Raw genomic sequence first — 21866 nt, 5'->3', positions numbered from 1 at the left:
CCCGACCTCCTGTCGTCGATCGCGGGCACACCTACCGGCTCGCGGGCACGCGTCGACACGGCGGAGCCATCGTCGGATGACCGTCGCCGAGTGCGCGGTGCGGGAGTGCGTTCGGTAGTGGAACCCAACCTGTGGGCAACTTACGCCCGTGTGACTACTACATCTAGGGGTCGACCGTATGCCGAACCCCAAGCGAGGTCAAGTTGGTCGGCGTGTCCGGCGCGTCATCCGCATCACGCCCGGCGCGCCGCCACCGAGGAGCCCAACGGACGGCCTCCCGTGCCGGTCACGGGCGGCCGCGATAGAACATCCGTTCGAGCGGCGTACCCTTCTATCAGAACACCAGTTCGGAAATCCAGGAATTCGGCGCGACACGCCGACAGCAGGTCGTACAGATGTTTGAAAATGGCCGATCTCACCTATACGGTCAGACCACACGCACCACGAGCCGACGAGGCACCCCAGCGCCGACCAGGGAGGGACGGACGTGACCGAGGACCGGGCCAGCCGGCAGAAGAACCCGCAGCCGAACGACGGGGCGGGTCCTCCGGCGACCCGTCGCCCCCGCACCGCCCGCAGCCGCACCGCCCCCGCGGCGGTGCGTCCGGTCACCCCGGTGGTGAGCAGCTTCCCCGACCCGGCGACCGTCGACCTGACCGCCCGGCAGCGGCGGATCCTGGAGTTCATCCGCACCTGGGTCGAGCGGCACGGCTACCCGCCGAGCGTGCGCGAGATCGGCGAGGCGGTCGGGCTGGTCTCCCCGTCCAGCGTCGCCTACCAGCTCAAGGAGCTGGAGAAGAAGGGCTACCTGCGCCGCGACCCGAACCGGCCGCGCGCCGTCGACGTCCGGGCCCCGGGCGAGGCCGACGACGAGGCCGCCCGCGCGCAGCGGCCCACCCCGGCGTACGTGCCGATGCTGGGTCGCATCGCCGCCGGTGGGCCGATCCTGGCCGAGCAGGCCGTGGAGGACATCTTCCCCCTCCCCCGCGAGCTGGTCGGCGAGGGCGAGGTCTTCATGCTCCAGGTCAAGGGCGACTCGATGCTCGACGCGGCGATCTGCGACGGCGACTGGGTGGTCGTCCGGCAGCAGCCCAACGCCGAGGTCGGCGACATCGTGGCCGCGATGCTCGACGGCGAGGCGACGGTGAAGACCTACCGGCGCCGCGACGGGCACGTCTGGCTGATGCCGCAGAACCCGGCCTTCGACCCGATCCCCGGCGACGACGCCACCATCATGGGCCGCGTGGTGGCGGTGCTGCGCCGCATCTGAGCGACAGCGACGCAGAAGGGGTGACCGGTCCGCCGGTCACCCCTTCTGCGTGTCGTCTCAGTAGCGGTCGCCGCGGTACTCCCGGCCGCCGGACACCGGGCCGTACCGGCCCCTGTCGTCGTAGCCGTCGTCGCGCCGCGCGCCACGCGGATCCGGTCCGCGACGCGGCGGTTCGGCCCGGCCGCCCTCGCCGCGCGGTCCGCCGCCGTTGGGCTGTCCGCGATGCCCGGCCCCGCCGGGACCGCCGCCGTAGGCGCCACCCGGACCGCCACGGCCCGGACTGCCCTGGCCGCCGCCACCCGGGCCGCCACGACCGGGACCGCCCTGGCCGGCACCCGGTCCGCCCTGGCCTCCTCCGCCGTAGACGCCGCCACCGCGCCCTCCACCGCCGGCCGGGGCTCCGCCGCCGCCGTACACGCCGCCGCCCGGCGGACGGGTACCGCTCGGAGGACGGCCGCCACCCTGGCCGCGACCGCCGTCCTGGGGGCCGCCGCCGTACACGCCGCCGCCGGGCCGGCCACCGCCGTAGACGCCGCCGGACGCCGGACGGTCGCCGTTGGGCGCGCCGCCGTAGACGCCGCCCTGACCACCGCCGTAGACCCCGCCGCGCGGCGCCTCCGGCCGTTCCGCCGACGGGAAGCCGTTGTTGACCGGGAACTCGCCGCTGCGCTCGGGCTCGTCGGCGGGCGCCCGGGGCGCCGGCTTGCGCCGCGCCCGCAGGATGCCGAAGACGCCCGCGCCGACCAGGAGCGCGCCGAGCACCCCGACCGCCGCGATCAGGTACGTGATCTCGTCGAGCGAGAGCCCTTCGAGCCACGACTGCTTGGCGGCCGGTTTGGTCGGGGCCTTGCCGCCGTTGGGAAGCGCCTCCGCGCCCGTGGTGGACGGGGTGTAGCTGAGGATGTCGATCGGGTCCGAGTCGTCGAGCGTGCCGCCGTCGGAGACGGTGACGAACGACTTCCCGTCCGGCGTGTAGGAGATCGCCTCGCCGAACGGGTCGGCGAGCGGCGTGACCCGGGGCTTGCCGGTGGTGATCGCCTTGACGATGTCGCCGCCGGTGACGTCGAACTCGAACGCGTCGGCGTACGTGCGCAGCACCACCTTGCCGCCGTCGGGCGAGCGGGCGGCGCCGGTGACCAGCACCCGCCCCGGCGAGCCGAGCTTGTTGTCGGTGCTGGTCTTCGGGAGCGTGACCTCGCCGACCTTCTTCATCGGGATCGGCTCGGGGTTGCCGCTCGTCTTCAGCTTCGCCGTCGGGGTGTAGATCTCCGCCTTGCCGGAGAGCTCCTTCGTGATCACCAACGGCAGGTTGTCGTCGCCGACGAGCAGTGCCTCCGCGTCGTGCGGCTCCTTGCCCGGATAGGTGAGCCGGTGCAGCACCGGCTGCTTCGAGCCGCTCAGCGGCATCGTCCACACCGCGACCCGCTCCCGGCGGGTCTTCTTGTCGATGTTGTCGCCGGTGTCGGCGATCCAGAGCGTCTTGCCGTCCGGCCCGAGCGCCAGGTCCTCGGTGTCGAGCGGGCCGTCACCGGAGTAACGGACATCCTTGTCCACCTTGCACTTGGAGTCCAGGTAGAAGACCCGCTTGCGGGCGGGGTCGTCCGAGCTGTCGTTCACCACGACGTACCCGCCGTTGATGGCGACGAGCCCGGACAACTCGCGGAGGCGGCCGTCCTCGACAGTGCACTTCTTCTTGGGTGCCGCGGCCAGCACGGGGGCCGCGGCGGGGGCCGCCGGGGCCGGCCCGGCCGGCGCCACGACCGCGCCGACCAGGCCGAGCGCGAGCGTGACCGAGGAGACAACGTGCCGCATGACGCTCAGTGTCGCACGGAGCGGGTTTCCGGCGGGTGACGCCGGACGGCTCACCGCCCGGCGCCCACCCGCTCGTCGCTCGTCAGCCGGTCACCCGCCCGGTACGGCGCGAGCTCCGCGGCCAGCCCCTCGCTGACCCGTACGTGCAGCAGCGTGCCCTCGGGCAGGTGCGCGGTGCTGAGCACCTCACCCTGCCGGTGCGCCCGGGCGACCAGGTCACCCCGGTCGTACGGCAGCACCGCGCGCACCTCGACGGCCGGCCGCGGCAAGCGCCGCTCGACCACCTCGCGCAGCTCGTCGACGCCGCGCCCGCTGTGGGCGGAGACGAAGACCGCGTCCGGCCAGAGCCGCTTGAGCCGCAGCATCGTCTCCTCGTCGGTGGCGTCGGTCTTGTTCACCACCAGTAGTTCCGGCAGCCGGTCGGCGCCCACCTCGGTAAGCACCTCGCGGACCGCCCGGACCTGCTCCTCCGGGTCCGGGTGGGTGCCGTCGACCACGTGCACCACCAGGTCGGCGTCGGCGACCTCCTCCAGCGTCGAGCGGAACGCCTCGACGATCTGGTGCGGCAGGTGCCGGACGAACCCGACCGTGTCGGACAGCGTGTAGAGCCGCCCGTCGGAGGTGGTGGCCCGGCGGGTGGTCGGGTCCAGCGTGGCGAACAACGCGTTCTCCACCAGCACGCCCGCCCCGGTCAGGCGGTTGAGCAGGCTGGACTTGCCGGCGTTCGTGTAGCCGGCGATGGCCACCGCGGGCACCGCGTTACGGGTGCGCCGGGCGCGCTTGGTCTGGCGTACCGTCGCCATGCTCTTGATCTCGCGGCGCAGCCGCGCGATGCGGTGGCGGATGCGCCGCCGGTCGGTCTCCAGCTTGGTCTCACCGGGACCGCGCAGGCCCACGCCGCCGCCGGCGCCACCGCCGCGGCCGCTACCACCGGTCTGCCGGGACAGCGTCTCGCCCCAACCGCGCAGGCGCGGCAGCAGGTATTCGAGCTGGGCCAGCTCGACCTGCGCCTTGCCCTCCTTGCTCTTGGCGTGCTGGGCGAAGATGTCCAGGATCAGGGCGGTCCGGTCGACCACCTTGACCTTGGTGCGCTGCTCCAGGTTGCGCAGCTGGGACGGCGACAGCTCACCGTCGCAGATGATCGTGTCGGCGCCGGTGGACAGCACCACCGCGCCCAGGTCGTCGACCTTGCCGCGGCCGATGTACGTGGCCGGGTCGGGCCGGTTCCGGCGCTGGATCAGCCCTTCGAGCACCTGCGAGCCGGCCGTCTCGGCCAGCGCCGCCAGCTCGGTGAGGCTGTTGTCGGCGTCGGTCTGGGTGCCCTCGGTCCAGACGCCCACCAGGACGACCCGCTCCAGCCGGAGCTGGCGGTACTCGACCTCGGTGACGTCGGTGAGTTCGGTGGAGAGGCCGGGGACCCGCCGCAGCGCCTGCCGCTCCGACAGCTCGTACTCGCCTGTGGTGGCGTCGAGCTCGTCGTCCTCGTAGGGATGGAAGGTCTCCTGCTCGCGCAAACCGCGTCTCCTGTCCGTTATGTGCCACGCCGAGAATTTTCGGCGCGTGACAGCAATCCTGACATGTGTCAACGCCGGGCGCACCTGTGTTATGCCCGTGACGCTACCGACGGGTAGCGGGGGCGGATGCCGGTCCACCAGGGCGGGCGAGTAGAAATGCGAGTCGAGCCGCTCAGCGCCGACGGAGGAGTTTCTCGTGGCAAACACACGACTGCCGAGTGCCGGATTCTCCATCACCATCCGGATCGCGGTACCCGCCGACGCCTCCTCCATCGGCCGGCTCACCACCGCCGCCGGCGAGGCCGGGGCCATCGTCACCGCGCTGGACGTGGTCGACTCCGACCCCACGAACGTGATCGTCGACCTCACCTGCGACACCGCCGACGCCGGCCACGCGGACCAGGTGGTCGACGCGCTCACCGCGCTCGACGGGGTGGACGTACGCAAGGTCTCCGACCGGACGTTCCTGCTGCACCTCGGCGGCAAGATCGAGGTCACCCCGAAGGTCGCGCTGCGCACCCGTGACGAGCTGTCCCGCGCGTACACCCCGGGGGTGGCCCGGGTCTGCATGGCGATCGCGGAGAACCCGGCCGACGCCCGCCGGCTCACCATCAAGCGCAACACGGTCGCCGTGGTCAGCGACGGCACCGCGGTGCTCGGCCTCGGCAACCTCGGACCGGCCGCGTCGCTGCCGGTGATGGAGGGCAAGGCGGCCCTGTTCAAGCGCTTTGGCGGGGTGGACGCCTGGCCGGTGGTGCTCGACACCCAGGACACCGACGAGATCGTGGCGATCGTCAAGGCGATCGCGCCCGCGTACGGCGGGATCAACCTGGAGGACATCGCCGCGCCGCGCTGCTTCGAGATCGAGGCCCGGCTGCGCGAGGCCCTGGACATCCCGGTCTTCCACGACGACCAGCACGGCACCGCGATCTGCGTGCTGGCCGCGCTGACGAACGCGCTGCGCGTCGTGGGCAAGCAGCTCGCGGACGTCCGGGTCGTGGTCTCCGGCGCCGGCGCCGCCGGCACCGCGATCATGAAGCTGCTGCTGCGTCAGGGCGTGGGCGACATCATCGCGTACGACCGCAGGGGCGCCCTGCACCGCGACCTGCCGGACCTCAACCCGGCGTGGCAGTGGCTGGCCGAGAACACCAACAAGGAGAACTACTCCGGTGACCTGGCCGGGGCGGTACGCGGCGCGGACGTGTTCATCGGCGTGAGCGCGCCGAACCTGCTCACCGGCGACGACGTCGCCGCGATGGCGAAGGACTCGATCGTCTTCGCGCTCGCCAACCCCGACCCGGAGGTGGACCCGCGGGAGGCCCGCAAGTACGCCGCGGTGGTCGCCACCGGCCGTTCGGACCAGCCGAACCAGATCAACAACGTGCTCGCCTTCCCCGGCGTGTTCCGCGGCATGCTCGACGCGCACGCCGAGGAGTTCACCGAGGAGATGGCGATCGCCGCCGCGCGGGCCATCGCGGACGTCGTCGGCGAAGACAAGATCAACCCGACGGTGATCGTGCCGAGCGTCTTCGACTCCCGGGTCGCCCCGGCCGTGGCCGCGGCGGTACGGGCCGCCGCCCAGAACCCGGCCGCGACCCCCGCCCCGGCGGCCGACCCGGGCCCCGCCGACCTGCCCGAGATCGCCGCCAACGCCAGCGCCACCCCCTGACACCACCCGGCACCCGCTCCGACCTCCCAGCGCACGCGCACACCCTCCGCCTACACACGCGACCACGTCTCCCGGCCACGCACGCGGATTCGCCCGAGATCTTGGAAGGAAACGGCCCTCATAGGGGCCCGAATCGTCCAAGATCTCCAGCATCAGCGGCTCGGCGACCCGGCGTGCGGCCAGCCCCACCCGTCACCGTGTTGATCAAGGAGTTTGTGTCATCCGGAGTGCCGGAATCCGCCGCAAACTCCTTGATCACCGGGGAGGGGGCGGGGAGGGGCGGGGGCGGGAGGGCGGGGGTGGGCTACGGGTGGAGGGCTGCGGGAGTCAGGGTGCCTGTGGCCACCAGGACGGCGGGGCCGGAGAGCCAGCAGGAGTCGGCCGTGACGGTGACAGTGAGGCGTCCGCCGGGTACGTCCACCGCCACCGTGCCGGTGTCCAGGCCGGCGTCGCGCAACGCCACCGCGCCGACCGCGCACGCGCCGGTCCCGCAGGAGAGCGTCTCGGCCGAGCCGCGTTCGTAGACCCGCATCAGCACGTGCCCGTCGGTGCCGGCGACCGGCTCGCCCGGCGTGGTGAACTCGACGTTCACCCCTGACGGGAACGTCGAGGCGTCCACCTCGGGCGCGCGGGTGAGGTCGAGCGCGGCCAGCTCCAGCGCGGCGGGCAGCGGGCACACCAGGTGCGGGTTGCCGACGTCCACGGCGGTGCCGGGCACCGTCAGCCCGCCGAGCGTGGCGGTGGCCGTGTCGTACAGCCGGGGGCGGCGCATCTCGACCGCGACGTCGGCGCCCTCGACGCGGGCCCGCACCAGGCCGGCGCGGGTGGCGATGGGCAGCGTCCCGCCCGGCGGGGCGACGGCCAGCGAACGGTCCAGCAGGTAGCGGACGAACACGCGGGCCCCGTTGCCGCACATCTCGGCGAACGAGCCGTCGGAGTTCCAGTAGTCCATGAACCACTCGGCCTCGCCCGCGAGCGCGACGCCCTCGGGGTGTTTGGCGGCCCGTAGGACGCGCAGCACGCCGTCGCCGCCCAGCCCGCGCCGCCTGTCGCAGAGCGCGGCGACCAGGCCGGGTGTCAGGTCGAGGGTGCCGTCCGGGTCGGGCAGGATGACGAAGTCGTTGCCGGTGCCGTGACCCTTTGTGAACTCCACGCCCCCATCATCGCCGATGCTCGGCGACCGCCCGCAGGGCAGTGTCGAGAAACCCGGGTGAGGCCGAGTCCAGCCAGTGCACGCGCGGGTCACGCCGGAACCAGGAGCGCTGCCGCCGGACGAACCGGCGGGTGGCGCGGATCGTCTCCTCGTGCGCTTCGGTCTCGGTCAGCTCGCCGGCCAGGAACCGCAGCACCTGCTGGTAGCCGAGCGCCCGGCTGGCCGTCCGCCCGTCGGGCAGCCCCTCGCCGACCAGCGCCCGCACCTCGTCGACCAGCCCGTCGGCCCACATCCGGTCCACCCGCAGCGCGATCCGCTCGTCCAGCAGCGCGGTGTCCAGGTCCACGCCGAGTTGCACCGACGGGTAGTACGGCGTGGGCGACGGCAGTGACGCGGTGAACGGGGCGCCGGTCAGCTCGATCACCTCCAGCGCCCTGACGATCCGCCGCCCGTTGGTGGGCAGGATGCTCGCCGCCGCGCCCGGGTCCGCCTCGGCCAGCCGCGCGTGCAGCGGCAGCGAGCCGACAGCCGCGAGTTCCGCCTCCAGCCGCTCCCGCAGCGCCGGGTCGGTGCCGGGGAACTCGAAGCGCTCCAGCACCGCCCGCACGTACAGCCCGGAGCCGCCCACCAGCAGCGGCACCCGGCCCCGGGCCAGGATGTCGTCGACCGCCGCGCGGGCCAGCGTCTGGTATTCGGCGACGCTGGCCGGCTCGGTCACCGGCCAGATGTCCAGCAGGTGGTGCGGCACGCCCTCGCGCTCGGCCGGTGTCAGCTTCGCGGTGCCGATGTCCATGCCCCGGTAGAGCTGCATCGAGTCGGCGTTCACCACCTCGCCATCGAGCGCGTGCGCCAGCGCGATGCTCAGCGCCGACTTCCCGGCTGCCGTCGGCCCGACCACAGCGACGACTGTCATGCCCGCTCCCAGTTCGCCACGAAGTAGGCGACGCCGTAGGGCGCGCTGTGGTGGCTCAGCTCGCCGCGCCAGTCGCCGCCCGCCGCCCCGACCGCGCCGGCCAGCACCTGCCACGCCGCCCGCCCGGCGACCCGCAGCTCCGCCGACAGCCCCGGGTCCAGGCCGAGCAGGGCGTCGGCGTCCGCGCCGGCCAGCGCCGAGGCGACCCCCTCGTCGTACGCCTCGGCGCGCGGGTCGTCGTACCCCGGCGCCTTGACGCCCCGGCAGGCGGACCCGTCACCGAGCACGAGCAGCGCGACCCGCGGATCGTCGTCGTCGACCAGGCTCGCGCCGAACGCCGCGCACTCCGCCGGTGTGGCGTCGTGCGCCACCGACCGGGCCAGCCGGGGCAGTTCCGTGCCGGAGCGGTTCAGCAGCCAGGCGCCGACGGTCAGGCTCAGCGGAAGGCGGGTCCCACCAGCGCAGTTGACCTTCCAGAGCCGCACGTACCGGTCCAGCCCGAACGGGCGCAGCGAACCGTGCTCGGCGGTGGTGAAGCGGACGGTCTCGGGTCCGCCGCCGACCAGCAGAATCGCCTCGGGGCCGGCGGCGAGCAGCCGGGCGACCGCCGCGTCGGCAGCGGCGCGCAGGTCGTCCAGCTCGGGCGCGGCGGCGCCGGCCAGCTCGGGCACGATGAGCGGCGGGTGGGGGCAGACGGCGGCGGCGACCAGTGGCACGCCCCCAACCTATCGGGGTCCCCCGGTGCGTCCCCGCGCCGATCCGGTCATCGAGGGCGTACAACACCGTATGGTCACGGTCGGCGACAGGCGCTCGACACGGACGGGGGCGGACCTGTGACAATGCCGGGAGAAAGTTTGCTGCGCCGTGGCGGCGGCCGAGGGCTTTCCCCTCGACGCCGGGAGAACGAGGATGGGCACATGAGCGACTGGACTGCCTTCGGACGGGTCGACGAGGACGGCACCGTCTACGTCAAGACCGCCGAGGGCGAGCGGGTGGTCGGATCCTGGCAGGCAGGGGCACCGGAGGAAGGGCTCGCCCACTTCGCCCGGCGCTACGCCGACCTGGTGACCGAGGTCGATCTGACCGAGGCCCGGCTCAACTCGGGCGCGGCTGACGCCGGCCACTCCCTGACCACGATCCGCCGGATCCGTGGGTCACTGGCCGAGGCGCACGTGGTCGGTGACATCGACGCCCTCGCCGCCCGCCTGGACAAGCTGGCCGCCGTCGCCGAGGAGAAGGCCGGCGAGGCCAAGGCCGCCCGCGAGGCCGCCCGGGGTGAGGCGCTGGCGCGCAAGACCACCCTGGTCGAGGAGGCCGAGAAGCTGGCCGCCGAGTCGACCGGCTGGAAGACCGCCGGTGACCGGCTCAAGGAGATCCTCGACGAGTGGAAGACCATCCGCGGCGTCGACAAGAAGACCGACGGTGAGCTGTGGAAGCGGTTCGCCGCCGCGCGGGACGCCTTCACCCGCCGCCGGGGCGCCCACTTCGCCTCCCTCGACCAGCAGCGCAAGCAGGCGCAGACGGTCAAGGAGGAGCTGGTCGCCGAGGCGGAGAAGCTCAAGGAGTCCACCGACTGGGGTGTCACCGCCGGTCAGCTCAAGGACCTGATGGCCCAGTGGAAGGCCGCGCCGCGCGCCGCCAAGGAGGCCGAGCAGAAGCTCTGGGAACGGTTCCGCGCCGCGCAGGACGAGTTCTTCAGCCGCCGCAGCGAGGTCTTCTCGGCGCGCGACAACGAGCAGCGCGCCAACCTGGAGCGCAAGCAGGCCCTGCTGGCCGAGGCCGAGGCGCTGGACGTGGACGGCGACCCGAAGGGCGCCCAGGCGAAGCTGCGGGAGATCCAGGCGCAGTGGCACGAGGCCGGCCGGGTGCCCCGCGAGGCCGCCGCCGGGCTGGAGCGCCGGCTGCGGGCCGTGGACGACAAGGTCCGCGAGGTGATGGACTCGGCGTGGCGGCGCACCTCCAAGGAGGACAACCCGCTGCTGGCGCAGATGCGCGCCCAGGTCGCCGAGGCGGAGGACCGGCTGGCCCGGGCCCAGGCCGCCGGTGACGCCCGGCGGATCAAGGAGGCCGAGCAGGCGCTCGCCTCGAAGCGTCAGTTCCTCCAGCTCGCCGAGCAGGCCGGCTGACACGAGCGCCCCGGCCCGCGGGCCGGCGGACACACATCTCAGGGGAGCCCTCGGCCTGGTCGGCCGGGGGCTCTCCGGCTTTCCGCCGCCGGGTTGACGCATCGAGGCGCGCTGATCAGAATGAGCGGCGGAGCCAGGTTCCGGCACCGGCACGAGGGCATCGACGGCTGACAGACGCCGTCGACGATCGCCGGTGCGCATTTCCGCGAGTGGCCGTCCACGTGACCGGCCCGGCGCGCGCTGTCGCGCGTACTCGATGAGGAGCGGGCCGATCCTCCTGGTCCTGCCGCCCGCGGCGCCTGCGCGGCGCGGGCATCCGAAGTGGAGCTTCCATGCACCGACGCACCGCCCTCGGCGGCGCCCTGACGGCGCTCGCCACCGCGGCAGCAGGCGTTCTCGTCGCCGCCGCCGTCTCCACCGCACCGGCCGCCGCGGCGGCCGGTGGCACCGGCACCGGTTACCTGCACACCAGCGGCAACAAGATCGTCGACAGTACGGGCACGACAGTCCGGCTGACCGGCATCAACTGGTTCGGGATGGAGACCGACAACAAGACGTTCCACGGCCTGTGGTCGAGCAACCCGTGGCGTTCCCAGCTCGACACCATGGCCCGGCTGGGCTACAACACGCTGCGCATCCCGTACTCGAACGACGCGCTCAAGCCCGGCGCGACAGCGACCGGCATCAACGACTTCGTCAACCCGGACCTGATCGGGCTCTCCCCGCTGCAGATCCTCGACAAGGTCATCGACTACGCGGGCAGCAAGGGGATGCGGGTCATCCTGGACCGGCACCGGCCGACGTCGGCCGGGCAGTCGCCGCTCTGGTACACCTCGACGGTCTCCGAGGCGACCTGGATCAACGACTGGAAGACGCTGGCCCAGCGGTACGCCGGCAACACCACTGTGATCGGCGCGGACCTGCACAACGAGCCGCACGCCGAAGGCACCAACCCGGCCGCCACCGGCGCCTGCTGGGGCTGCGGCGACACCGCCCGGGACTGGCGGCTGGCCGCCGAGCGGGCCGGCAACGCGATCCTCGGCATGCAGCCGAACTGGCTGATCTTCGTGGAGGGGGTGAGCTGCCCGAGCGGCGGCCTGTCGAACGTCTGGGACAACGACCCCAGCAACGACGAGGACTGCGGCTGGTGGGGCGGCAACCTGTCCAAGGCCGGGCAGTTCCCGGTCCGGCTGAACGTGGCCAACCGGCTGGTCTACTCGCCGCACGAGTACGCCACCTCGGTCTACCGCCAGGCGTGGTTCGACGACCCGTCGTACCCGGCGAACATGCCGGCCATCTGGGACAAGTACTGGGGCTACCTCTACAAGCAGAACATCGCGCCGATCATGATGGGCGAGTTCGGCACCACGCTCCAGGACCCCAAGGACAAGATCTGGCTCCAGAACCTGATGGCGTACACCGGCACCGGCGTCAACGGCATGTCGTTCACGTACTGGTCGTGGAACCCGAACTCAGGTGACACCGGCGGCATCGCCAACGACGACTGGACCACTGTCAACCAGCCGAAGCAGGACATCCTCACGCCGTACCTGATCCCGCCGACCGGCGGTGGCGGCACCACCAGCCCGTCCCCCACCGGCACCCCGAACACCTCGCCGGCGCCCACCACCCCGCCGCCTCCGGTGACCGGCGGCTGCACCGCCACCTACAAGCAGATCAACTCCTGGGCGGGTGGCTTCCAGGGCGAACTGACGGTGAAGAACACCGGCACCGCGGCGGTGAACCCGTGGTCGGCCACCTGGACCTGGCCGTCCGGGGTGACGCTCGCCAGTGGCTGGAACGCCACTGTCACGCAGTCCGGCACCACTGTGACCGCCGCCGCGCCGGCCTGGGCGTCGTCGCTGGCGCCGGGCGCGTCGGTCACCGTCGGCTTCACCGCCAACGGCACCGCCGCCGCCCCCGCCACGGTCAGGCTCAACGGCACCGCTTGCTGACCGTGCAAGGAAGGGCCCCTTATTAACGCCTGTGGTAGAGGAAGGGCCCCCTTTTAACACTGAGTGTTAAGAGGGGGCCCTTCCTTACGCGGGGGCGGTCAGTGGGCGGCGCAGCCGCCGGTGGGGGCCGGTGACGGGGCCGGCGCGCCGATCGTCGGCAGTCCGAGCAGCACCCCGGGCGTACGCGGGACCTGTCCCGCCTCGGCCGCGTCCCCGGCCGGGGTACGCCGGTGCGCCAGCGGGGCTCCGTCGGCGTTGAGGTGGTGCGGGGCGGCGTACGTGACAGTGGTGTGCACGACGTCGCCGGGGCGGATCCGGCCGGCCAGCTCACCTGTGGCGAAGTGCACGAGCCGGCCGTCGCGGGCCCGGCCGGACATCCGGCCGGTGCGCTCGTCCTTGCGGCCCTCGCCGACCGCCACCAGGACCTCGACGGTCTCCCCGACCAGCTTCTTGTTCTCCGCCCAGGTGATCTCCTCGACGCAGGCGATCAGCCGCTCGTAACGCTCCTGCACGACCTGCTTGGGCAGCTGCCCGTCCATCGTGGCGGCCGGGGTGCCGGGTCGCTTGGAGTACTGGAACGTGAACGCCGAGGAGAACCGCGCCTCCCGGACCACGTCGAGGGTGCGGACGAAGTCGGCCTCGGTCTCGCCCGGGAAGCCGACGATGATGTCGGTGGTGATCGCCGCGTCCGGCATCGCCGCCCGCACCTTCTCGATGATCCCCAGGTAACGCTCCGAGCGGTACGAGCGGCGCATCGCCCGCAGCACGTCGTCCGAGCCGGACTGCAACGGCATGTGCAGCGAGTGGCAGACGTTGGGCGTCTCGGCCATCGCGGCGATCACGTCGTCGGTGAAGTCCTTCGGGTGCGGGCTGGTGAACCGCACCCGCTCCAGACCGTCGATGTCGCCGCAGGCGCGCAGCAGCTTGCCGAACGCGTACCGGTCGCCGAACTCGACGCCGTAGGAGTTGACGTTCTGCCCGAGCAGCGTCACCTCCAGCACGCCGGAGTCGACCAGCGCGCGGACCTCGGAGAGGATGTCGCCGGGGCGGCGGTCCTTCTCCTTGCCGCGCAGGGACGGCACGATGCAGAACGTGCACGTGTTGTTGCAGCCGACGGAGATGGAGACCCATCCGGCGTACGTCGACTCGCGCCGGGTCGGCAGCGTGGAGGGGAAGACCTCCAGCGCCTCCAGGATCTCCACCTCGGCGGCGGCGTTGTGCCGCGCCCGGTCCAGCAGCGCCGGCAGCGAGCCGATGTTGTGCGTGCCGAAGACGACGTCCACCCAGGGGGCCTTGCGGACGATGTCGCCGCGGTCCTTCTGTGCCAGGCAGCCGCCGACCGCGATCTGCATCCCGGGGTGCTTCGCCTTCACGGGGCGCAGATGGCCCAGGTTGCCGTAGAGCCGGTTGTCGGCGTTCTCCCGGACCGCGCAGGTGTTGAACACCACCACGTCGGGCTGATCGTCGGCCTCGGCGGCGCGCACGTACCCGGCGTCTTCGAGGAGGCCGGAGATGCGCTCGGAGTCGTGCACGTTCATCTGGCAGCCGTACGTACGCACCTGGTAGGTGCGCGGGCTGCCCGCGGCTGCGGTAGTCATGACCCGGACAGCGTATCCGGGTGGTGCCGGTCTGCTCGAACGAGGCGGAGCCGGGTACGTCCGGAAGATCTCCGGGTTCCACACCCCAGCGGCGGCACGACACCGCCGCGTTCGACGTGGACGCCGTGGCCGCCGCCACCGCGACGCCGCCTCGTGGTGCGCGACCGCAGCCGGCGGCCCGGGGCTGAGCCGGGCCGCCGCCCGCTCGCCGCCGGCCGGGCACGGCGGGCCCGGCCTTCACCCGGCGGCGTGGCCGCGCTCAGGCGGCGGCGAGCGCCGGGGCGACCGAGTCGGGGGCCCAGCGGGAGCGGTGGCACTGCGACCAGCCCCGGCAGCGCGGGTCGGCCTGTGTGCAGAGCCGGTGGTGGCTGAGCACCTCGCCGTCGTCGGTGTCGGCCACGTCGAAGTGCACCGGGCGGATCGTGCCGTCCGGCGCGACAAGCAGGTGCCGGCCGGCGTCTAGCGTGTCGTCACGCATCAGGCAGTTGCGGCCCATCAGCCGGGCCAGCGCCGCGAGCGCGGGCAGCTCGGCCAGGCTCTCGGGCACGCCGTAACAGTCGACCACGGTGCCGTACAGCCCGGGCGCCTCCCACACGTCGCAGACCACCGCGTACGCGGGGAGCCGGACCGGGTCGGCGACGGCCATGGGCATCACCACCCGGCCGAGCGCCTCGGCCAGCGCCGGGTAGACCTCCACCGGCTCGCCGCCGTCGATTCTCCAGTTCCACAGCTCGGTCATGCCGCCTCCTCGCTGCGCTCGTTCCACCGGCCTCCGGATCGGGCCTTACTGACGATGGTGGAGGGCATTTGCCCTCAGCCGGGCGCAAGTTACCGGTCTGTGACCATTCCGGGCAAAATTCCCTCGGGCGACGTTGCCCAGAGTAGCTGGAAGATGACAGTTTATCGGGTACGGTGCCGCGCCGGCGGCCCGGCCACGCCGCGAGTCGCGGCTCTAGCGGACCCGGATCCGGTGCTCCGAGGCCGGCAGCAGCTCACCGATCACCGTGCCGCCCGGCACCTCACCGGCGACCAGCAGGCCACCGGAGGTCTGCGCGTCGGCCAGCAACAGCCGCTCCCCCTCGTCGGCGCCGCCGAAGTCGGTCCACGGGGTGACCCATTCCAGGTTGCGCCGGGTGCCGCCGCTGACGAACCCGTCGCGCAGCGCCTCCCGCGCACCCGGCAGGTACGGCACCGCCGCCGCGTCGATCGCCACCGTCAGACGGCTCGCGCGGGCCAGCTTCGAGGCGTGCCCGAGCAGGCCGAAGCCGGTCACGTCGGTGCCGCAGCGGATGCCCGCGGCGATCGCCGCGCGGGCCGCGTCCCGGTTGAGGCTGGCCATCGAATCGACCGCCTCCGGGAAGCGCTGCCCGGTCTGCTTGTGCCGGGTGTTGAGCACGCCCACCCCGAGGGGCTTGGTCAGCGACAGCGGCAGGCCGGCCCGCCCGGCGTCGAGCGTGATCAGCTCGTCCGGCCGGACCACGCCGGTGACCGCCAGTCCGTACTTCGGGCCGTCGTCGTCCACGCTGTGCCCGCCGGCCAGGTGGCAGTCCGCCTCCCGGGCCACGTCCAGACCGCCGCGCAGCACCTCGCGGGCCATCTCCGGCGGCAGTACGCCGCGCGGCCAGCAGAGCAGGTTGAGCGCGACAAGCGGGGTGCCGCCCATCGCGTACACGTCGGAGAGCGCGTTCGCGGCGGCGATGCGCCCCCAGTCGTAGGCGTCGTCGACCACCGGGGTGAAGAAGTCGGCGGTGCTGACCAGGCCGGTCCGCTCGTCCAGCCGGACCACCGCGGCGTCGTCGCCGTTCTCCAGGCCGACCAGCAGGTCGGCCGAGCCGCCGGTGGCGCCGAGACCGGCGACCATCGCCTCCAGTTCGCCCGGTGGGATCTTGCAGGCGCAGCCGCCACCGCGGGCGTAGTCGGTCAGCCGGATCGCGTCGATCATCGCCTCATGATCTCCCGCCTGCGGCGACGGCGCCAGTCGGCCCACCCGACGGTGACGAAATTCGGACGGGCCGGTACGCCGGTGATCGGTGTTACCGCTCCGTGACCATCTGAGTTGCGTTCTGCCACATCACGCCGCCTACAGTTGCCCAACCGGGGGTCGACCGACACCCGAATTCCGCCATGGACGACAGGGACGGTGGACGACGTGACGACGGGCGACCCGCTGATCGTGCTCGACGGGGTCAACAAGTGGTTCGGGCCGCTGCACGTGCTCGACGACGTGTCCCTCTCCGTCGAACGGGGCGAGGTGGTCGTGGTCATCGGCCCGTCCGGCTCGGGGAAGTCGACGCTTTGCCGCACCATCAACCGGCTGGAGCCGATCGACAACGGCACCATCACCTTCGACGGCCAGCCGCTGCCGGCCGAGGGCAAGCCCCTGGCCAAGCTGCGCAGCGAGGTCGGCATGGTGTTCCAGTCGTTCAACCTCTTCGCGCACAAGACCATCCTGGAGAACGTCACGCTGGGGCCGGTCAAGGTCCGCAAGGAGAAGCCGGCCGCGGCCCGTGAGCGCGGGCTGGCGCTGCTGGAGCGCGTCGGCATCGCGAACCAGGCCGACAAGTACCCCGCGCAGCTCTCCGGCGGCCAGCAGCAGCGGGCGGCGATCGCCCGCGCGCTGGCGATGCAGCCCAAGGCGATGCTGTTCGACGAGCCGACCAGCGCCCTGGACCCGGAGATGGTCGGCGAGGTGCTGGACGTGATGACGTCGCTGGCCCGCGAGGGCATGACCATGGTCGTGGTCACCCACGAGATGGGCTTCGCCCGGCACGCGGCCAACCGGGTCATCTTCATGGCCGACGGCAAGCTGGTCGAGGACGCGCCGCCGGCCGAGTTCTTCGCGAACCCGCGCAGCGAGCGGGCCAAGGACTTCCTCTCCAAGATCCTCACTCACTGAGCGCCCGTATGTGGAGCCGCCACGTCGGCCCCATCGAAGAAGGAGAATGAGTATGCGTTTCAAGCGCGTGGCGGCGGTGGCCATGATGGCTTCGCTCGCCCTGTCCGCGGCGGCCTGCGGCAAGGAGGGGGACCCCGCCCCCAGCGGCGGCGGCAACGCCAGCGGCGGCGCCCAGGGCGACAGCTGCAGCAGCTCGGGCGTGACCTTCACCCCCAAGGCGGACGCCAACGTCGCCGGCAGCCCGGCCTTCGAGAAGATCAAGTCGGCCGGCAAGGTCGTCATCGGCGTCAAGTTCGACCAGCCGAACCTCGGCTACAAGGACGCCCAGGGCAAGCGCTGCGGCTTCGACATCGAGATCGCCCAGTACGTCGCCAGCACGCTCGGCGTCGACCCGGCGAAGATCGAGTACAAGGAGATCGCCTCCGCCAACCGGGAGACCGCCATCAAGGGTGGCGAGATCGACTACTACGTCGGCACGTACTCGATCACCGACAAGCGCAAGAACGACGTCTCCTTCGCCGGCCCGTACTTCGTCGCCGGCCAGGACCTGCTGGTCCGCAAGGACGAGTCGTCGATCACCGGCAAGGACACCCTCAAGGGCAAGAAGGTCTGCTCGGTCACCGGCTCCACGCCGATCCAGAAGATCCGCGACGAGGGCCTGACCGAGGGCGAGAACATCGTCGAGTTCAAGACCTACTCCGAGTGCGTCTCGCAGCTGCTCGACAAGAAGGTCGACGCGGTGACCACCGACGACGCCATCCTCAAGGGCTACGCCGCGCAGAACCCGGACGAGCTCAAGGTCGTCGGCCAGCCGTTCAGCACCGAGAAGTACGGCATCGGCCTGCCCAAGGACGACAAGGCGCTGCGTGACTACGTGAACAACCAGATCGAGGCCGCGTTCACCGACGGCACCTGGAAGAAGGTCTACGACGGCACGCTCGGCAAGTCCGGCTCGCCGGCCACCCCGCCGCAGCTCGAGCGGTACTGACGGTCCGCACCGACGTCGGGCCGGGCGGGGAGGTCGTCCTCCCCGCCCGGTCCCGTCTGGAGAGAGTGAGAGCGAGGTATGGGCGAGTTCTTCCGCGTCCTGACGGACAACGCGAGCCTGTTCCGCGACGGGTTCTACAACACAGTCAAGTTGTTCCTGATCGCCGGCGTGGGCAGTCTCGTCCTCGGCACACTGCTCGGCGCGATGCGGGTGTCCCCGGTCCCCGCGCTGCGCGCGTTCGGCGCCACGTACGTCAACCTGGTCCGCAACACCCCGCTGACGCTGGTGTTCGCGTTCCTCGTCTTCGCGGTGCCGAAGCTGGACGTGAACATCGACTACTTCAACAGCGCCTGCATCGCCCTGATCGCCTACACGTCGGCGTTCATCTGCGAGGTGATCCGCTCCGGCGTGAACACTGTGGCCACCGGGCAGGCCGAGGCCGCGCGGGCGCTGGGCATGACGTTCGGCCAGGTGCTCACGCTGATCGTGCTGCCGCAGGCGCTGCGGGCCATGGTCCCGCCGATGATGAGCGTGCTCATCGCCATGCTGAAGAACACCACGATCGCCGCCGGCTTCTCGGTGCTGGAAGCGGGCGCCATCCCGGCGTACATGTCGGAACGGGGTGAGCCGCAGTTCGTCGTGCTCACCTGGATCGTGATCGGCTTCCTCATCCTGATCCTCCCGCTGGTGGTGCTCCAGCGGTTCCTCGAGCGCAAGTGGGCGGTGGCCCGATGAGCAGCAGCAGCGTCCTCTACGACATCCCCGGCCCGAAGGCCCGGCTGCGCAACCGGATCCTCGGCATCGTCGCGATCGCCGCGATCGTCGCGCTGCTCGCCTTCGTGGTCTACAAGTTCGACCAGACCGGCCAGTTCGAGGCCCGCAAGTGGGAGCAGTTCCAGTACGCGGCCGTGCAGCGGGAACTACTCAACGGCCTCTGGGCGACGCTGAAGGTCGCCGCCGTCGCCACCGTGCTGGCGCTGCTGTTCGGCGCGTTCTTCGCCAGCGCCCGGCTCAGCGACAAGGTGTTGTTCCGCGCTCCGGCCACGTTCGTGGTGGAGCTGTTCCGCGCGATCCCGCTGCTGATCCTGATCTTCTTCGGCTACTACGTGCCGTTGCAGTACGGCTGGCCGATCGACAAGTTCTGGGCGCTGGTCATCGGGCTGACCCTCTACAACGGCTCGGTGCTGGCGGAGATCTTCCGCGCCGGCATCAACGCCGTGCCGTACGGGCAGTCCGAGGGCGCGTACGCGGTGGGCATGCGCAAGAACCAGGTGCTGCGGCTGATCCTGCTGCCGCAGGCGTTCCGGTCGATGCTCCCGGCGATCGTGAGCCAGCTCGTCGTGCTGCTCAAGGACACCGCGCTCGGCTTCATCATCACGTACCCGGAGCTGCTGTTCGTGGGCAAGCAGATCGGCGGCCGGCTGGCCTTCGGCCTGCCGTACGTGCCGACGTACCTCATCGTCGCGGCCATCTACATCAGCATCTGCGGCCTGCTGTCGGTGCTGGCCTGGTGGCTGCAGAAGCGGCTGACCCGGCTGCCGCGCAGCGCCGCCAAGCCGGTGGCGTCGACGCAGACCGACGGTGGGACCGGCGCCACGCGGCTGGTCTGAGCCGGCGGACGCGAAACGGGCGGGTGGGGTTCTTCCCCACCCGCCCGTTTCCCGTCCTGCCGCTGGATCAGCGGGCGATCTCGGTGACCCGCGACTCGCGCACCACTGTCACCCGGATCTGCCCCGGGTAGGTCAGCTCCTCCTCGATCTGCTTGGCCACGTCCCGCGCCAGCACCGCCGCGCCGATGTCGTCCACGTCGTCCGGCTTGACCATCACCCGGATCTCGCGGCCCGCCTGCATGGCGAAGACCTTCTCCACGCCCAGCTTGCCGGCCGCGATCTCCTCGATCCGCTCCAGCCGCTTGACGTACGCCTCAAGGCTCTCCCGCCGCGCCCCCGGCCGCCCGCCCGAGCAGGCGTCCGACGCCTGGGTCAGCACCGCCTCGATGGTCTGCGGCGGCACCTCGTTGTGGTGCGCCTCGATGGCGTGCACCACGTCCTCGCTCTCGCCGTACTTGCGGGCCACGTCCGCGCCGATGATCGCGTGGCTGCCCTCCACCTCGTGGGTGAGCGCCTTGCCGATGTCGTGCAGGAACGCGCACCGCTTGATCGTCGGCACGTCCAGCCGCAGCTCGGCGGCCATCACCCCGGCGATGTGCGCGCTCTCCACCAGGTGCTTGAGCACGTTCTGCCCGTACGAGGTGCGGTAGCGCAACCGGCCCAGCAGGGTGACCAGCTCCGGGTGGATCTCGGTGATGCCCACCTCGACCAGCGCGTCCTGGGCGGCCCGGTGGCACAGCTCCTCCACCTCCTGCCGGGCCAGGTCGTACACCTCCTCGATCCGGTGCGGGTGGATCCGGCCGTCGAGGACCAGCTTCTCCAGCGTGACCCGGCCGACCTCCCGGCGTACCGGGTCGAAGCAGGACAGCAGCACGGCCTCGGGGGTGTCGTCGATGATCAGGTTGACGCCGGTGACCGACTCGAAGGCGCGGATGTTGCGCCCCTCCCGGCCGATGATGCGCCCCTTCATCTCGTCGCCGGGCAGGTGCAGGACGCTGACCACGCTCTCGGCGGTCTGCTCGCTGGCGACCCGCTGGATGGCGTCCACCACGATGTTGCGGGCGCGCTGCTCGGCGCTGCCCCGGGCGTCTGCCTCGATCTCCCGGACCAGCAGCGCGGCCTCCCGCTTCGCCTGCCCCTCGATCGACTCGACCAGCTCGGCGCGGGCCGCGTCGGCGGTCAGCCCGGCCACCCGCTCCAGCTCCCGGCGGCGCTGCTCCTCCACCTCGGTCAGCGCCCGCTCCCGCTCGGCCAGTGCGGCCTCCCGGACGGCCAGGGCCGCGGTGGCGGCGGTGAGCTGCCGCTCGCGCTCGGCGAGCCGTTCCACCTCCTCGGTGTGCAGCCGCTCCCGCTCGTCCATCCGGGCGGCGCGGCGTTCCACCTCGGCCGCCTGCTCCCGGGTGGTGGCGGCCAGCACCGCCACCTCCCGCTCGCCGCTACGCCGCGCTGCGGTACGCAACTGCTCGGCGTCCGCCTCGGCCTGCTTGTGCGCCCGCTCCAGCACCGTGTCGGCCTCGGCCCGGGCGTCGTCGAGCACCCGCCGCGCCTCGGCCCGGGCGGCCTTCGCCTCGGCCTTGGCGGCGGCCGCCTCGGCCCGGGCCGCGGAGGCGGCGGACTTCGCCACGTCGATCGTGCTGTTCACCTCGTCGGCGGCGGTCCGCAACGCCGCGAGGGACTGCTCCTGCCGGTCCTTCTCCGCGATGAAGGCCGGGTCCTCCGGCGCGGGTGCCAGGCTGAGCCGCTTGAGGGTACGCACGCCGAACAGCACGGCGCCGACCACCACCGCGACGAGCAGCAGCACGACCACGAGGAGGACGATGTCGAAGGCGCTCATCCGGCCGCTCCGAACCGGCACGCGGACACGCCCGCCCGCCGGGGCCCGGTGGCGGTACGGGGCGTGTCGCCCGTCGCGGAGGGGCCGTGTGGCAGTCCGCCGGTGAACCTGTGCCGCCCTGCCATGGCCGCCTCCCCCTGAACGTCGGCGCCGCAGCACGCGTGAAGGACACGCGCCTGCGGCTCTGGACGCCCGACCGGAGCGGCTGGCTGTGGGCAGCTTTCCGTCGGCGGTGTCCCCGTGAGGGCACCGCTGGCGGCCGGTTGCAGTTGTCGGAGGCTCCGAAGGGTCCGGAGCGCCCGTCAAGGGCCGGTGTAGCTGGCCAAAGTGATGCTGTTCTGTTACGAGATCTATGTTGTGCGCTTAGCCTGCGCTGGTCGGGCAAAGTGAGCCTGTATGGCGAGGCTAGGTCGCGAGGTGCCGTTCGGTCAAGGAGTCATGATCAAACCACCCGGACGGAGAGAAGTTGCCGCGTCACTCAGTGGTGTCCAGATGCCGGACACCCCCGGACAAACCTCACCCTCACTC

The 21866-nt window shown here is 72.0% G+C and carries 17 protein-coding genes; 8 read left to right on the top strand and 9 right to left on the bottom strand.

What is annotated here, in order from left to right; genetic code table 11:
• Positions 1-487: 487 nt before the first annotated feature.
• Complete coding sequence (gene lexA / locus AB0D28_RS05720; RefSeq protein WP_357382601.1) at positions 488-1270, top strand: transcriptional repressor LexA; 783 nt, start codon at positions 488-490, stop codon at positions 1268-1270.
• A gap of 57 nt (positions 1271-1327) precedes the next feature.
• Here the strand turns inward: lexA and AB0D28_RS05715 are convergent, their stop codons facing one another.
• Positions 1328-3082, bottom strand: a complete 1755-nt coding sequence (locus AB0D28_RS05715) for a hypothetical protein (protein WP_357382599.1) — start codon at positions 3080-3082, stop codon at positions 1328-1330.
• 50 nt (positions 3083-3132) lie between these two features.
• The gene (hflX, locus tag AB0D28_RS05710) at positions 3133-4596 is read right to left on the bottom strand and encodes a GTPase HflX (RefSeq protein ID WP_357382597.1); all 1464 of its coding nucleotides are present in this window, start codon (positions 4594-4596) and stop codon (positions 3133-3135) included.
• A gap of 196 nt (positions 4597-4792) precedes the next feature.
• On the opposite strand from hflX, the gene AB0D28_RS05705 reads away from it, so the two are divergent.
• Positions 4793-6265, top strand: a complete 1473-nt coding sequence (locus AB0D28_RS05705) for an NAD-dependent malic enzyme (RefSeq protein WP_357382595.1) — start codon at positions 4793-4795, stop codon at positions 6263-6265.
• Between the two features lie 304 nt (positions 6266-6569).
• On the opposite strand, the gene dapF is transcribed toward AB0D28_RS05705, so the two are convergent.
• Genes dapF through AB0D28_RS05690 form a run of 3 tightly spaced genes read right to left on the bottom strand, consistent with a single transcriptional unit; the run spans position 6570 to position 9047 of the window.
• On the bottom strand, positions 6570-7418 hold the full coding sequence (dapF, locus tag AB0D28_RS05700; RefSeq protein ID WP_357382593.1) for a diaminopimelate epimerase: 849 nt from the start codon (positions 7416-7418) through the stop codon (positions 6570-6572).
• Between the two features lie 7 nt (positions 7419-7425).
• Entirely contained in the window at positions 7426-8331 is a 906-nt protein-coding gene (gene miaA / locus AB0D28_RS05695) for a tRNA (adenosine(37)-N6)-dimethylallyltransferase MiaA (protein WP_357382591.1), read from the bottom strand.
• Positions 8328-9047, bottom strand: coding sequence for a hypothetical protein (locus AB0D28_RS05690; RefSeq protein WP_357382589.1), 720 nt, complete (start codon positions 9045-9047; stop codon positions 8328-8330). Before AB0D28_RS05690 ends, miaA begins: the two co-directional genes overlap by 4 nt.
• A gap of 201 nt (positions 9048-9248) precedes the next feature.
• Here AB0D28_RS05690 and AB0D28_RS05685 point away from each other — a divergent pair, with 201 nt between their 5' ends.
• Together AB0D28_RS05685 and AB0D28_RS05680 are read left to right on the top strand one after the other, a co-directional pair.
• On the top strand, positions 9249-10457 hold the full coding sequence (locus AB0D28_RS05685; RefSeq protein ID WP_357382587.1) for a DUF349 domain-containing protein: 1209 nt from the start codon (positions 9249-9251) through the stop codon (positions 10455-10457).
• A gap of 332 nt (positions 10458-10789) precedes the next feature.
• Positions 10790-12412: a cellulase family glycosylhydrolase gene (locus AB0D28_RS05680; protein ID WP_357382585.1), complete on the top strand. Its 1623-nt coding sequence runs from the start codon at positions 10790-10792 to the stop codon at positions 12410-12412.
• A 98-nt stretch (positions 12413-12510) separates the two neighbouring features.
• Here AB0D28_RS05680 and miaB read toward each other — a convergent pair whose 3' ends face one another.
• The 3 genes from miaB to selD all read right to left on the bottom strand — a co-directional run bounded on the left by miaB (position 12511) and on the right by selD (position 15952).
• Positions 12511-14010, bottom strand: coding sequence for a tRNA (N6-isopentenyl adenosine(37)-C2)-methylthiotransferase MiaB (gene miaB / locus AB0D28_RS05675; protein WP_357382583.1), 1500 nt, complete (start codon positions 14008-14010; stop codon positions 12511-12513).
• A gap of 259 nt (positions 14011-14269) precedes the next feature.
• Positions 14270-14749, bottom strand: a complete 480-nt coding sequence (locus AB0D28_RS05670; RefSeq protein WP_357382581.1) for a hypothetical protein — start codon at positions 14747-14749, stop codon at positions 14270-14272.
• Positions 14750-14962: 213 nt separating this feature from the next.
• Entirely contained in the window at positions 14963-15952 is a 990-nt protein-coding gene (selD, locus tag AB0D28_RS05665) for a selenide, water dikinase SelD (RefSeq protein ID WP_357382579.1), read from the bottom strand.
• Positions 15953-16150: 198 nt separating this feature from the next.
• Here selD and AB0D28_RS05660 point away from each other — a divergent pair, with 198 nt between their 5' ends.
• The 4 genes from AB0D28_RS05660 (at position 16151) to AB0D28_RS05645 (ending at position 19504) form a co-directional block, all read left to right on the top strand.
• Positions 16151-16906, top strand: coding sequence for an amino acid ABC transporter ATP-binding protein (locus AB0D28_RS05660; RefSeq protein ID WP_357382577.1), 756 nt, complete (start codon positions 16151-16153; stop codon positions 16904-16906).
• 52 nt (positions 16907-16958) lie between these two features.
• The gene (locus AB0D28_RS05655; RefSeq protein WP_357382575.1) at positions 16959-17894 is read left to right on the top strand and encodes a glutamate ABC transporter substrate-binding protein; all 936 of its coding nucleotides are present in this window, start codon (positions 16959-16961) and stop codon (positions 17892-17894) included.
• A gap of 78 nt (positions 17895-17972) precedes the next feature.
• On the top strand, positions 17973-18629 hold the full coding sequence (locus AB0D28_RS05650; protein ID WP_357382574.1) for an amino acid ABC transporter permease: 657 nt from the start codon (positions 17973-17975) through the stop codon (positions 18627-18629).
• Positions 18626-19504: an amino acid ABC transporter permease gene (locus AB0D28_RS05645; RefSeq protein WP_357382572.1), complete on the top strand. Its 879-nt coding sequence runs from the start codon at positions 18626-18628 to the stop codon at positions 19502-19504. Before AB0D28_RS05650 ends, AB0D28_RS05645 begins: the two co-directional genes overlap by 4 nt.
• 67 nt (positions 19505-19571) lie before the next feature.
• Here AB0D28_RS05645 and rny read toward each other — a convergent pair whose 3' ends face one another.
• Complete coding sequence (gene rny, locus AB0D28_RS05640; RefSeq protein WP_357382570.1) at positions 19572-21338, bottom strand: ribonuclease Y; 1767 nt, start codon at positions 21336-21338, stop codon at positions 19572-19574.
• Between the last annotated feature and the right edge of the window lie 528 nt (positions 21339-21866).

Source organism: Micromonospora sp. NPDC048169 (genome assembly GCF_040652815.1).
GTDB lineage: Bacteria > Actinomycetota > Actinomycetes > Mycobacteriales > Micromonosporaceae > Micromonospora.
This window is presented reverse-complemented; position numbering and strand designations above follow the sequence as displayed.

Excerpts from the sequence above, each read along its gene's own strand:
- AB0D28_RS05645 (WP_357382572.1), top strand. The coding sequence starts at position 18,626 with ATGAGCAGCAGCAGCGTCCTCTACGACATCCCCGGCCCGAAGGCCCGG.
- AB0D28_RS05715 (WP_357382599.1), bottom strand. The coding sequence starts at position 3,082 with ATGCGGCACGTTGTCTCCTCGGTCACGCTCGCGCTCGGCCTGGTCGGC.
- rny (WP_357382570.1), bottom strand. The coding sequence starts at position 21,338 with ATGAGCGCCTTCGACATCGTCCTCCTCGTGGTCGTGCTGCTGCTCGTC.
- miaB (WP_357382583.1), bottom strand. The coding sequence starts at position 14,010 with ATGACTACCGCAGCCGCGGGCAGCCCGCGCACCTACCAGGTGCGTACG.
- AB0D28_RS05655 (WP_357382575.1), top strand. The coding sequence starts at position 16,959 with ATGCGTTTCAAGCGCGTGGCGGCGGTGGCCATGATGGCTTCGCTCGCC.
- miaA (WP_357382591.1), bottom strand. The coding sequence starts at position 8,331 with ATGACAGTCGTCGCTGTGGTCGGGCCGACGGCAGCCGGGAAGTCGGCG.
- AB0D28_RS05650 (WP_357382574.1), top strand. The coding sequence starts at position 17,973 with ATGGGCGAGTTCTTCCGCGTCCTGACGGACAACGCGAGCCTGTTCCGC.
- AB0D28_RS05685 (WP_357382587.1), top strand. The coding sequence starts at position 9,249 with ATGAGCGACTGGACTGCCTTCGGACGGGTCGACGAGGACGGCACCGTC.
- AB0D28_RS05680 (WP_357382585.1), top strand. The coding sequence starts at position 10,790 with ATGCACCGACGCACCGCCCTCGGCGGCGCCCTGACGGCGCTCGCCACC.
- AB0D28_RS05670 (WP_357382581.1), bottom strand. The coding sequence starts at position 14,749 with ATGACCGAGCTGTGGAACTGGAGAATCGACGGCGGCGAGCCGGTGGAG.
- selD (WP_357382579.1), bottom strand. The coding sequence starts at position 15,952 with ATGATCGACGCGATCCGGCTGACCGACTACGCCCGCGGTGGCGGCTGC.